This is a genomic window from Clostridium nitrophenolicum (assembly GCF_055391695.1).
The window spans coordinates 4,507,896-4,520,702 of sequence record NZ_AP042469.1 but is presented as its reverse complement, the minus strand read 5'-3'; the positions used below and the strand labels follow the sequence as shown (position 1 = coordinate 4,520,702).

Sequence of the window (12,807 nt, the reverse complement as noted above, 5' to 3'; positions counted from 1 at the left end):
TCCCGCTTTCACAGAGTGCGATGGGAGTATTAGAGCGGGTAGTCATCGGATAAACAGGAATAAAAAATTAGAAAATGAGCTGCCTTTCAAAGGCGGTTCATTTTTTATAAAAAATAGTGCACTTATAATTATATTTGCAGTATAATTAAATATATAATTATAGCATTACAGGTAAAAGTAGAGACATATTTAGCATATATTTGGGTATAGTGTCATATTATCTATTATTATTCTCATATAAAATATTATATAATTATTTACAGAAACAATATTTGTTAGCAAATTTAACTTTCGAGGTGAAATATGAAGCTGGAGATTATAAATAGATTAGAAGGAAATGAAGTATTAGGTAAAAATATATTCACTAATGATGGAAGAGTTTTATTAAGAGCAGGTACGGTGTTAAATAATAATTACATTAATAAAATGAGAGAACTGGGAATATTTTATGTATATGTAGAAGATAAAAGGTTAGAGGATGTTGAAGTAGAAGATGAAAATGTCAGCAGATTAAAGCAGACAACTATGGAATGTATGTCAAGGATGATGAAGAATATAACTGTCGTTTCTGATAAAAAGATAATGTCAGATTATCAGAAAATTGTTGATGAACTTATAGATTATATAGGTACAAGTGCAGATATAAATAAAAGCTTATATGACATCCAAACAAATAGCAACCAGACCTACGTGCATAGTATAGATGTTTGTGTTATGGCAACTTTTATAGGACATGCTATGAGAATGGACTCCAATTCAGTAAAAGAGTTAGGACTAGCTGCTGTTATGCATGATATAGGCAAAGCTCAGCTGCCAAAGAGTTTGTTAGAAAAAAAAGGAAACTTAACAAAAGAAGAGTTAAATGAATTTAAGGAACACCCTTATATAGGAGCTAATATTCTGAGAAAGAATATCAGAATTCCTGGGACAGTAGTTAGAGCAGTTCTACAACATCACGAGAGAATGGATGGTAAAGGATATCCTTATGGTTTAGAAGGCAAGAGTATATCAAAATATGCTCGTATAATTACTATAAGTGATGTGTATGATACTATAGCAAATAGCGGGGATTATAAAAAAACTTTCAGTCCAAATGATGCCTATGAGTTAATATTAGCAGGAAGTGGTACAATTTTTGATGAAGAAATAGTCAAGATATTTAGAAAATCCTTTTCAGTTTATCCTCTAGGCTGCTGTGTTAAGTTATCAAATAATGTTGAAGGATATGTAGTAAGGCAGAATGAAAATTTTCCTGACAGGCCTGTAATAAGAGTTATATATGACGCTGAAACAAGAAATGATATAGAACCTTATGAAATCGACTTAGTAGAGAGTATAAATTTAGTAGTAAAAAGTGTAGTTTAAACAAATATATTCTAATCCTTTACAAAGGTAATATATTGAAGTATAATTTTTATGTAGAAATAAATAGAGCCTTTGTATTTGCTAGGTGTGCCGTTTGGCTGAGAGGGCGTTTGCCTAAACCTTGGAACCTGATGTAGTTAACACTACCGGAGGGAAGCAATAGTGTAAATTAGTATATTCTTTGGATTTTACATGAAAGCTTATCTTTTGGTAAGCTTTCATTTTTTTTATTAGAAATATATTTAAGTTAAAAAGCCAGCATTACATATGGGGATATTTATGAACTACTAAAATTATATAAAAAGGAGACCGAAGATTATGAACTATACAACACAGATGGATGCTGCTAAAAAAGGCATCATTACAAATGAGATGAAAGTAGTTGCAGAAAAGGAACATATGGATGTTGGTCAATTAAGAGAGCTTATAGCTGAAGGAAAAGTTGTCATACCTGCGAATAAGAATCACAAAGCATTAAGTCCTGAAGGAGTAGGACAAGGTTTAAGAACAAAAATAAATGTTAATTTGGGAATTTCAAAGGACTGCTGTAATGTAGATGCAGAAGTTGAGAAGGTACAAAAAGCTATAGAAATGAAAGCAGAAGCTATAATGGATTTAAGTTCCTTTGGGAAAACTGAAGAGTTCAGAAGAAAGGTAGTAGAAATAAGTCCAGCAATGCTAGGCACAGTTCCAATGTATGATGCAGTAGGCTTTTATGATAAAGAACTAAGTGATATAACTTCAGAAGAATTTTTAAGAGTAATTGAAAAGCATGCTAAAGATGGAGTTGACTTCATGACTATTCATGCTGGTATAAACAGAGAAACTGCTCAGGTTTTTAAAAGGAATAAAAGAGTTATGAATATAGTTTCTAGAGGAGGATCACTTTTATATGCATGGATGGAACTTAATAACAAAGAAAATCCATTCTATGAATATTTCGATAAGGTTCTAGATATATGTGTAGAATATGATGTAACTATAAGTCTTGGAGATGCTTGTAGGCCAGGCTGCCTTGCAGATGCTACAGATGCCAGCCAAATTAAAGAACTTATGATTTTAGGTGAGTTAACAAAAAGAGCCTGGGAGAAAAATGTACAGGTTATGATAGAAGGACCTGGACACATGGCCTTAAATGAAATAGCCTCCAATATGATTTTAGAGAAGAAGCTATGTCATGGAGCTCCATTCTATGTTTTAGGACCTTTAGTTACAGATATTGCCCCAGGGTATGACCATATAACAAGTGCTATAGGAGGGGCTATTGCAGCAGCAAATGGTGCAGATTTCCTATGCTATGTTACTCCAGCAGAACACTTAAGACTTCCTAATCTAGAAGATATGAAAGAAGGTATTATTGCGAGTAAAATAGCTGCCCATGCTGCAGATATAGCAAAAGGAGTTAAAGGTGCTGAAGAATGGGATTTAGCTATGGCAAAAGCAAGACAGAAGTTAGATTGGGAATCAATGTTTGAACTTTCTATAGATCCAGAAAAAGCAAGAAGGTATAGAAGAGAATCCACGCCAGAACATAGTGATAGCTGTACTATGTGTGGAAAGATGTGCTCCGTAAGAAATATGAATAGAGTTATGGAAGGCAAAAATGTAAACATATTAAGGGAAGAGGACTAAAATATAGATGCCTCAATTACTTTCTGAGTAGTTGAGGCATCTTTCCTGTTAAGGCATATATGAAATCTTCATTTGGTTTTATGATCCATTTGCTATTTTGTTCATATAAGGTTAGCTTAGCTGTATTAGTAGTTTTAGGACAACCTTCACTATTTAAAGTTTTAGTTACATACTCTACTGCGGCCTTTACAGCTTTACTCTTAATTTTTTGCTTTTCACTTTCATTAGCACTACTATATTCAGGTATTATAGGCGTTATTATATTTGACATTACATCGTTATAAATATTTAGAAGGTCAGGTGAAGTAATTTCCACTTCAACAACTGCATTATTGGAATTAGCTTGTGAAGATAATATTTTATAACTTACTTTTGAAACAGCAGTTTTAACTAACTTTTCTTCAAGGGAGTTTTTAAATTTTAAATCAGTATTATATTCCTTATTACTCTTATCTAAATAATTAGCTGCCTTATCAAAATCACCAGCTTTAAGAGAGTTAAAAAAGCTTGATACTGTTTCTTCTGCTTTAGGAGACAAATTCGAAGATTTACTTGAATTAAGTTTACAAGATATTAGAGATAAGGATAACACAAAACATAGCAATGTACTCAAAAGTTTTTTATATGTCCTCATATAAGACCCTCCCCAAACTCAGCAAATTGTTAATAATTAGTATATCATAAGGAGGAAATTAATTACATAAGCTAGGTACCTTTTTTCATGCAGCTGAATATAATTATTATGAATTAATATTACAGGGAGAAATGCAAGTGTTTAAATTAACACCAAAAGAATATGATTTTTCATCTGTACAGGGTATAACATTAAAACAGCTTCAACAGCATTATAAACTATATGAAGGCTATGTATCAAAAATGAATGAAATATGGAATATACCAAATGATGCAAAGGAATTTAAGGACAGTAATGCTACTTATAGTAAAATGAGAAGCTTAAAACTAGGAGAAACATTTGCTCTTGATGGAGTAAAATTGCATCAGCTTTACTTTCAGAACATGACAGGAGGATTTAATAATCCAACAGGAGAAATAATAAAGCTAATAAAAAGAGATTTTAACAGTTATGAAAACTTTCTTCAATACTTTAAAAATGTAGGATTAGCAGTCAGAGGGTGGGCCATACTTGCCATTGATCCTTTGGATAATAGACTTCATGTTTTTGGTTCAGATGCTCATGATGTCGGAGCAGTATGGGAGTCATATCCTCTATTAATTATGGATGTTTATGAACATGCATATTTTATGGATTTTGGAACAGACAGAAGTAAATACATTGATACATTTATAAAAAATATAAATTGGAGAATAGTTAACGGTCGTCTGCAAAAATACAATATGATTAAATCCGCAGTAGATAGTATGAGACATGTAGAAAATCCATCTATATATCCAATGTGGACTATTAAGGATGATGAAGATTAAACATGTCAATGAGTAATAAACTAAAGCTTATAAAAATGTCCCTTAAGGAGAATGCAGATATAGCTGTTAAAAAATCTCAAGAATTAATTGAGTATTCAGATTTATCGCTGTCCATGGCATCTTGTGATAAGGCCATAAATGAAATATGCATGGAAATAGGTAAAAAAATATATAAAATGCATAAGAGCGGTGAGGATAACCCTAAAAAAATAATAGAGCACTGTGAAGAAATTAAAAAGTTAGAAAAAGAAAAGGAAAAAATTAAAAAGAAAATTCTTAAGTTAAAGGATAAAAAGGAATGTAGAGTCTGTGGTACTCTAATAGATAAAAAGGCTCATTTTTGTGATAAATGTGGAAGTAAGCAATAGAGACGGATTTATTGTTTAAGCCCTCCTAATTTGGACATAATTATAGAAAACAGATTAGGAGGGAAAGATTTTGAATAAAGTAGTACTTATAGGAAGACTTACAAAGGACGCTGACTTTATGCAGCTTGATGATGGTACAAGAGGCGTCGTTAAATTTATACTTGCGGTAAATAGAAACTTTCCAAATAAAAATGGAGAAAAAGATGCAGACTTTATTTCAGTTGTTTATTGGAGCAATCACGCAGATAAAATCAATCCACATCTTACCAAGGGAAAACTCATAGGGGTAAGTGGAAAGATAATAACAAGAAGCTATACTGAAGAAAGTGGAAATAAAAAATATATTACCCAAGTTGAAGCCGATGGCATTCAATTCTTAGATAGCAAAAAAGAAAGTGCAGTTTAGCAAGGACATATCCATAGCTTTCTAATATAGGGTTTTTACCCCTATATTAGAAAGTTAGCTTCAAAATCAGGAGCGGAAAGAGGTTTCCCAAAATAATATCCCTGCACTTCATCGCAGTTAATGCTTTTTAAAAATTCCAATTGGGTTTCAGTCTCCACACCTTCACATATTATATTCAAACCTATGTCATGAGATAAAATAACAACGGATTTCATTATTGCTTTTTTCTTCTGATCATATTCGATATTATCTATAAAACTTTTATCAATTTTAATCGTGTTTAGGGGCAACTCCTTTAAGTAGCTTAGAGATGAGTAGCCAGTGCCGAAATCATCTAAAGCTATCTTAACGTTAATGTCTTTAAGCTTATTAAGAAGTATTACAATATTATTTATGTCTTTAATTGCTGTACTTTCAGTTATTTCTAACTCTAAGTATTTAGGGTTGAATTCTGTTTCAGTTAAAACGTTAGAGACTATATCAATAAAATTCTTGTTTTCAAGCTGCTTTTCAGATATATTTACAGAAATTTTTAAGGGACAACCGTATTTAGCATGCCAGAATTTTGTTTGTCTACAAGCTTGTCTCAGCACAAACTCACCTAGCGGCAAAATAAGCCCGGTATCCTCTGCAATAGGAATAAATTCTGAGGGCATAATTTTGGTTCCATCTGGTTTAATCCATCTAAGAAGAGCCTCCATTCCTATTAGTTTTCCTGTTTTTATATTAACTTGAGGTTGATAATAGATCTGAAATTCATTATTTATAAGAGCAAGTCTTAAGTTATTTTCGAATTTTGCCTTTTCTAAGGCTTTTAAAGATATATTATGACTATATATTATGTAAGTACTTTTAGCAAAATTTTTGGCAAAATACATAGCGTTACTCGAAAACCTAAGAAGTTCATAGGGAAGCTTAGAGTGCTTTGGAAAAATGCTGACTCCAATTGTTGTGGTTATACCTAATTGATTATCATTTATATGAAATGTATTGCTGGTTAAAGTTTTCTGGACTAAGTTAACAAAATGTTCTATAATCTCTTTCTTATCTACACCTTTAAGAAGGAAAACAAATTCATCACCAGATTGTCTGTATACTGAACAGTTATCTCCACAAAAGTTTTGAAGTAATTTTGATATTTTTTCTAGATATTTATCACCTACATCATGACCTAAAGTATTATTTATAGTTTTAAAATCATCAATGTTCATACAAATTACAGAAAATACAATATCATCGCTGCACAGTTTTTCCAAGTCACTCTGCAGCATATTTGAATTTGGAAGTTTTGTAAGATTGTCATAATAAGCTATGCTATAAAGGTTATTTTCCCAGGTCTTTCTATGTGTGATATCTGTAATAGAGCCTAGCATTTTAGTAATTTTACCATATTTATTGTAGAAAAACTTTGCTTCAATATAAGACCAGATGTAATTTCCGTCATATCTTGTCAGTCTGCATTCAAAGTTGAATATGTCAATTTTGTCTTTTATATTATTATCTATAGTTTTAAAAAATTCTTTGATATCATCTTTATGGATTAATTCGTTGAGAGAATTGCATATATTATTTTCGCTGTAGCCAAGCAATTCAAAACATTTTCGGGAAAAATAAATTTTGCTGCTTAAAATATCCCATTTCCATAGACCGTATTTTGATGAGCACAATATAGTTTTATATTCTTCTAAATCAAAACTAGCAGTTTTTTCAATACTTAATATTTCTTTAATTCTAAGTTCCATATGAGAAATCTCCTTATTAGATAGAGTGAAACTGAGGTCATATTGGCTATTATAATCTATTATAATACATTTACTGTGCTATAATAAATATAATTTTGCAAAATTGTAAAAATTTATAAAATTACAAATAGTTTTTAATTTGGTAAATACTATATTAAAAACTATATTAAAAACTATGATAATAGATTATTTAATTATTATATATTCCGTAGTTTTTACATTTTTTTCTCTATACAATTGACATTAAAGAAACTGCACTGATAAAATAGAAATATGTAGCATGGTTAGAAAACTATAGTAATCATCGAAAAGGTGGGAATTTAATTTGAGTAATGAAGAAAAATTATTAATAAGCCAAGAATGCATAGATAAAATCAAATCTGGGTTAAATACTATAAAAGTTGTTACTAAAGATAAAAATATAAAGAAAGAAGCAGAGGATTTATTAAATCTATTAGAAGCCGAGACAGCTGTAAATGAACTATCTCTTGAGGAAAGAATTCTTAAAAAAATGAAAGAAACAAAAAGTGTAGATCCAGATATGAATGCTAATTTATATATATTACACCGTAAATTAGTAAATAAACAAATAACTGAACTACAGGCGCTGCAGATGTTTGAGATGTATATTAAAGATGAAGGAAATGGTCTTAGATTTTATTAAGAATAATATTAGTTTTCGAGAGGCTGTTAAAATAACCTGTTTACATATGGTTACTTTGACGGCTTTAATTATAATGCGGTAAAAATATTTGGATAACATAAACATTACAAGACTAATTTTCCAAGAAATATTATATAAATATTACATAAAAATGGACGATAATAATAAAAAAGTGAATTATAGATAATATAGCTATACTTAGCAAAGGTTACAGCAGCAGAATCATATATAGGTTTAAGTTCTAGAAGATATCTTATTGGGAGTTAAAGCCTTACAGCATTATATATAGTGATTTTATAATTAACGAAAGAAGGAGTGGTTTGCCTTACATGAATAACAATAAGTTTTTATTTGTGCTTAAAAGTAAAAAGCTTGCAGCACTAGTAGCAGCGGTAGCTTTAAGTATTTCTTTTAGTTTTACTAAGGTACATGCAGCTACTACTACAGTTAGGTTTAATGGAATTGACAGATACGAAACCGCTGCTAAGGTTTGTGAAAATGGTTGGCAGGGAAATACAGATTATGCGGTTATAGTTAATGGTGAAAACTTTCCAGATGCGTTATCTGCGGCCCCATTAGCTAAAAAATATGATGCCCCTATTTTGCTTACCAATAAAGAAATATTAAATCCTTATACATCAGTACAGCTTAATAGATTAAATGTAAAAAATGTGTTTATAATAGGCGGAAAAGGGGTTGTGTCTCAGAGTGTAGAGGATTCTCTTAAGGCAAGAGGAATTAAAGTTACAAGATTTGGTGGAACAGATAGATATGAAACAGACATCTTAGTTGCCCAAAAGCTTGGAAAAGCTACAGAAATTGCAGTAGTTAATGGTGATGATTTCCACGACGGCATGTCTATAGCATCTATTGCAGCATTAAAAGGAATGCCGATCATTTTAACTGGAAGAGATTATATGCCAGATTCAGTTAAAAAATATCTTCAGGCTAACAAGAAATTAGACCAAGCATATGTAGTAGGTGGAAAAGCTCAGATAAGTGATTCTGTTTTACCATACATACCAAATGCTAAAAGAATAGCAGAGGGGGATATTTATGAAAGGAATACTGGTATAATAAATGCTTTTCAGAATGAAATAAGTACAGGCACTATATTTTTAGCATCTGCAAAAGATTTTCCAGATTCCCTTGTGGCAGCTGCAATGGCACCGAAGACTTCATCACCAATTTTATATATAGACAGTCCAATTTCAGATGCTACAATGAACTTTCTGAGATCAAAAATAGTTAATAATATAAAAATCTTAGGTGGACAGGGTGTAGTAGATTATTATTCGCAGCAAATAGCAGAGACGCTTCCGTTAGATATAGCTTATGTTGATAACTTTACTGATACTATATGGCAGGATCAAAAATATACAGCTAGGCCTACAATTGTAGTAACTGCTACTGATGGAACTATAAAAGAAGTACCTGTTACCTGGAATTTATCAAGGGTAAATACAACAAAGCCAGGAATATATACATTGTATGGAACAATAGATGGTACATATAGAACTGTATATACTACGCTTATAGTAAAGCCTATTCCTACTAAGGTTGAGGATATCACAGATGAGATTAGAGTTGGAGATTCATACTCTCTTCCAAGTACTGTACAGGCTCAAATGTCAGATGGAACAGTGAGTAAAGTAGCTGTAACCTGGGAGTATGGAGATCCTCAAATCAGCACTCCAGGGGTGTATACTTTTTATGGAACCGTTGAAAAGTATAACAAGAAAGCAAAACTTACATTAGTTGTAAGAGGTAGCGGAAGCAGCACAGATCCTGGTGAGCAATATGACGATACTACCATTGAAATAGTACAGGGAGATCCATATACTTTACCTAAAACTGTATTTGATAAAATTAGTAAGAAGAATTTACCTGTAACCTGGAATACAAAAAGTATTGATACAAGCAAAACTGGCATTGTAAGGCTTGAAGGAACAGTGAAGGATTCTATTTATAAGGCGTATCTGACTTTAATAGTAGTTCCTAAGATTGTTGAAATACCAGAAATTAGAGAAACTGTGGTTCAAGGAAGGTACTACTCGATGCCTACACAGGTTGCTGCTAAGACTTCAGATGGAAAAACAATTTATGTAGATGTTCAGTGGGACAAGCCGTTTATAGATTTAGGTACTCCTCAAACATACTATATAAAGGGTACGGTAAAACACTATAAGGATCCAGTTTTATTGATATTAAAGGTTGTATCAAATTAATAATTAATTAGTTATTTTAAATAGAATTATTTTAAATGAGGTGAAATTTTAATGAAAAAGATAAAAGTGTTAGTTGCTTCTGTAGCTATGGCTACTATGCTATCAACTACTGCATTTGCTGCATTACCGGGCAATGCTATTATAATTGGTGATAAGGCCTATGATATAGGGTATATTTCAAAAAATGTGAAGCAGTTAAATGATATACTGAACAACTCTTCCCAATATACAAATATTTACTATAATGACCTTGCTAATAATAAAATAGTAAATTTATTCGACCCCAATACACCTGTAGATATGGCAAATTTTACTCCAAAAAATATAACATATTATAATGTGGATGGAAGCAGAACAAATTATAATCTTGTAGGGACAGACTTTCAACAAGATAGCCAGAGTTCTACTGCTTATGCTGAAGTAACTGTAAATTCTGTGGGATCTACTATGTATTTTGTAAGTGTAAGAGTACCTAATGATAATGTAGTTGGTAAAGTTGATGTTAGACCTAATACTTTAGAACCAAAATATTTTAAAGTTTATAATAATAACAATAGTGATCTAATAAAGAAAATAGGAACACCGGATACATTAAAAGGAGAAAGTAATGATGACTATTTGTTAAACTTAGTTACTACAGATTTGAATATGAAATTACAAATACTTTCTTCAGATAAAACACTTATAGCTACAGGAACGCCTGTAACACAATTACAAGTAGGAAAAAATATTGTTAAATTTAAAATAGACAATAGTTTTATACCACCAATTAACAATATTTCTAACAACAATGGATTAGGAAACTTAAATAATAATGGATTAACAAGCCAACAAGGTGATTGGACTTACTATAGCAATGCAGGAGATGGCGGTGGAATATATAAGACAAATGGAATACAAAGCTATAAAATATCTGAAGATAACGCGAAATTTATAAATGTTGTTGGAGATTGGATATATTATAGTAACTACTCCGATGGCCAAAAAATATATAAGATAAAAACAGATGGTACAGGAAGAAGAATTGTATGTACAGATCAGGCCTCTTATGTGGTAGTATCGGGAGAATATATATACTATAGTTATCACTCTGGAACAGGAGTTGGAAACATAAGAAAAGTTAACAGAGATGCTAATAAGTCGCCAGGAACTAACATTACTAGTGATGAAGCAGAATTTTTACTTGTATCAGGAGATATGATTTATTTTACAAACAAGTACCAAGGTAATTCTATATATTCAGTACATACTGATGGAACTTATAGAACTAAGGTATCCTCTGATAGTGCTAAATTTATTACTTTGGCTAATGATAAGATTTATTACGTTACTGATTTAGGACAATTAAAATGGACACTTAAAAATGGAGGAAGTTCAGGATCTACTGTAGTAAGCAATGGGAATACTGGTTCCAATGCCGTTATATACTCAATGAATATAACAGATGACGGAAAATGGATGTATTACGCAGATGCTTCAGATGGAAATAAAATATACAGAGCACCATTAGTAGACTATTTAAGAATATCAGGAGATAAGTACTCAAATGACTATACTAACTTTATTAATTTAGTGGGCGATAAGGTTTATTACACTAAGGGCAATGCTATGTTTATTGCAAATCAACCAAAGATTTCACCTAATAAGGATTCTAATGGAAGAGCAATTTACGAGTATTCCTCTACTGCAATAGCAAAACCAAAACAGGATTTAAAAATAGTATCTTATGATAAAGTAGCAACACCTACCAAAAATGCAGTGGGAGCAGATTTAAATAATTTAGAGGAATATTTACCAGATAAGGTTACTGCAGTAATGAGTGACAATAGTGTACATGAATTATTAGTTAACTGGGATTTAAATCCTAAAAAAGGCAGTGGAGCTAAGGGCTCATCAATACAATATACTGGTACAATAGTGGGTTATGGAGCAAAGGTTACATTATCATTATCTATGGCAAGCGAACCAATGCCAGCTAAATCTGTTAAGGTTATAAATAATGCCGGTCTACTAGATGATAAGATATATGTAAATATAGATGATACAGGAGCAAATCTACCGGTATTAGCTAATTTACAAGTTGGAGATACAATAAAGGTTTATAGAGATCCTAATAAGTCAGAATTATTAGGACAAGATATTGTTGTTCCATCTGTAGCAGGAAAGGTGTTAAGTACAACAATTACACTTAGAAAAGAAAAGACATTAACAGATGATGCTAAGTATGTTTATGTAACAAGAACTTCACCAGGTGTTCTAGAAAGTGAACCAGTTCAAGTGGAAATAAAAGAAGCGCTGTCAGGAAAACCAGGATTTGATAGCAGCAAAGTAAGTATAGCAGTAACTAATTATGGTAAACTTCCTAATGGATTAACAGAAAATGATATAGTTGAAATTGCCCCAACTACTGAGCTGCAGCAAGGGGACGTAGTAAATGTCTATAAGATGGTAGATAACGTTAGGGTAAGAATAGCTTCACAAATGGTTGAATATGTACCAAGCCCTAATCCATTTGACCCAATTAAATATAAAGCTACTATATCAATTCCGGCTGGATATATTGAGTATAAAGCTGGTGGAGATAATAAAGTTTATGTAACAAGAAGTACACAATTTGCAGAAAGCGATGCTATAGAGGCATCCTTTGGAGATGGTATAGCATTGCCATTAGGACAATTAGTCATATCAGGAACTGCAGGAAATGTACTACTTAGAAATCAGTTAGACTCACAATATGAATACTACTATAAGGTAGATGGTCCTACTCCAATTCTAGGAGAAGATGTAACTGGATGGACAAAGATAGCAGATCTAAATAATCCTGTGTTAAGTGTTACTGATGGACAGGATGTATATGTAGTTCAAGCTTATGGTGGAAAAGCATTGAAATGTAGCCATGTGAAAGCTATAGCTCCTTAAATATGATTTAAAGAAAAATGTAATTTACTTTAACTTACTC

The 12,807-nt window shown here is 31.6% G+C and carries 10 protein-coding genes and 1 riboswitch; of the genes, 8 read left to right on the top strand and 2 right to left on the bottom strand.

Annotated elements, in window-relative coordinates; genetic code table 11:
* The first annotated feature begins 303 nt into the window (after window positions 1-303).
* Together ACZ5N4_RS21440 and thiC are read left to right on the top strand one after the other, a co-directional pair.
* Window positions 304-1,365, top strand: a complete 1,062-nt coding sequence (locus tag ACZ5N4_RS21440; RefSeq protein ID WP_464204521.1) for an HD-GYP domain-containing protein — start codon at window positions 304-306, stop codon at window positions 1,363-1,365.
* 73 nt (window positions 1,366-1,438) lie between these two features.
* Window positions 1,439-1,537: riboswitch (TPP riboswitch) on the top strand.
* A 146-nt stretch (window positions 1,538-1,683) separates the two neighbouring features.
* Window positions 1,684-2,997: a phosphomethylpyrimidine synthase ThiC gene (gene thiC, locus ACZ5N4_RS21435; RefSeq protein WP_464204520.1), complete on the top strand. Its 1,314-nt coding sequence runs from the start codon at window positions 1,684-1,686 to the stop codon at window positions 2,995-2,997.
* A 16-nt stretch (window positions 2,998-3,013) separates the two neighbouring features.
* Here the strand turns inward: thiC and ACZ5N4_RS21430 are convergent, their stop codons facing one another.
* Window positions 3,014-3,631: a hypothetical protein gene (locus ACZ5N4_RS21430; protein ID WP_464204519.1), complete on the bottom strand. Its 618-nt coding sequence runs from the start codon at window positions 3,629-3,631 to the stop codon at window positions 3,014-3,016.
* Window positions 3,632-3,768: 137 nt separating this feature from the next.
* Here ACZ5N4_RS21430 and ACZ5N4_RS21425 point away from each other — a divergent pair, with 137 nt between their 5' ends.
* The 3 genes from ACZ5N4_RS21425 (at window position 3,769) to ACZ5N4_RS21415 (ending at window position 5,214) form a co-directional block, all read left to right on the top strand.
* Window positions 3,769-4,440: a superoxide dismutase gene (locus tag ACZ5N4_RS21425; protein WP_464204518.1), complete on the top strand. Its 672-nt coding sequence runs from the start codon at window positions 3,769-3,771 to the stop codon at window positions 4,438-4,440.
* Between the two features lie 8 nt (window positions 4,441-4,448).
* Complete coding sequence (locus ACZ5N4_RS21420) at window positions 4,449-4,808, top strand: hypothetical protein (protein WP_464204517.1); 360 nt, start codon at window positions 4,449-4,451, stop codon at window positions 4,806-4,808.
* 70 nt (window positions 4,809-4,878) lie between these two features.
* Window positions 4,879-5,214, top strand: coding sequence for a single-stranded DNA-binding protein (locus ACZ5N4_RS21415; RefSeq protein WP_464204516.1), 336 nt, complete (start codon window positions 4,879-4,881; stop codon window positions 5,212-5,214).
* Window positions 5,215-5,255: 41 nt separating this feature from the next.
* On the opposite strand, the gene ACZ5N4_RS21410 is transcribed toward ACZ5N4_RS21415, so the two are convergent.
* Window positions 5,256-6,956, bottom strand: coding sequence for a sensor domain-containing protein (locus ACZ5N4_RS21410; RefSeq protein WP_464204515.1), 1,701 nt, complete (start codon window positions 6,954-6,956; stop codon window positions 5,256-5,258).
* A 325-nt stretch (window positions 6,957-7,281) separates the two neighbouring features.
* Here ACZ5N4_RS21410 and ACZ5N4_RS21405 point away from each other — a divergent pair, with 325 nt between their 5' ends.
* From ACZ5N4_RS21405 to ACZ5N4_RS21395, 3 genes are all read left to right on the top strand, one after another.
* On the top strand, window positions 7,282-7,620 hold the full coding sequence (locus tag ACZ5N4_RS21405) for a hypothetical protein (RefSeq protein ID WP_464204514.1): 339 nt from the start codon (window positions 7,282-7,284) through the stop codon (window positions 7,618-7,620).
* A gap of 329 nt (window positions 7,621-7,949) precedes the next feature.
* Window positions 7,950-9,848, top strand: a complete 1,899-nt coding sequence (locus ACZ5N4_RS21400; protein ID WP_464204513.1) for an Ig-like domain-containing protein — start codon at window positions 7,950-7,952, stop codon at window positions 9,846-9,848.
* A gap of 51 nt (window positions 9,849-9,899) precedes the next feature.
* A complete protein-coding gene (locus tag ACZ5N4_RS21395) occupies window positions 9,900-12,767 on the top strand; it encodes a DUF5050 domain-containing protein (protein WP_464204512.1) in 2,868 nt (955 codons plus the stop codon).
* The last annotated feature ends 40 nt before the right edge of the window (window positions 12,768-12,807 follow it).

Bases quoted from the DNA above. Each gene is read 5' to 3' on its own strand.
- ACZ5N4_RS21400 (WP_464204513.1), top strand. From the start codon at position 7,950: ATGAATAACAATAAGTTTTTATTTGTGCTTAAAAGTAAAAAGCTTGCA.
- ACZ5N4_RS21410 (WP_464204515.1), bottom strand. From the start codon at position 6,956: ATGGAACTTAGAATTAAAGAAATATTAAGTATTGAAAAAACTGCTAGT.
- ACZ5N4_RS21440 (WP_464204521.1), top strand. From the start codon at position 304: ATGAAGCTGGAGATTATAAATAGATTAGAAGGAAATGAAGTATTAGGT.
- ACZ5N4_RS21395 (WP_464204512.1), top strand. From the start codon at position 9,900: ATGAAAAAGATAAAAGTGTTAGTTGCTTCTGTAGCTATGGCTACTATG.
- thiC (WP_464204520.1), top strand. From the start codon at position 1,684: ATGAACTATACAACACAGATGGATGCTGCTAAAAAAGGCATCATTACA.
- ACZ5N4_RS21430 (WP_464204519.1), bottom strand. From the start codon at position 3,631: ATGAGGACATATAAAAAACTTTTGAGTACATTGCTATGTTTTGTGTTA.
- ACZ5N4_RS21420 (WP_464204517.1), top strand. From the start codon at position 4,449: ATGAGTAATAAACTAAAGCTTATAAAAATGTCCCTTAAGGAGAATGCA.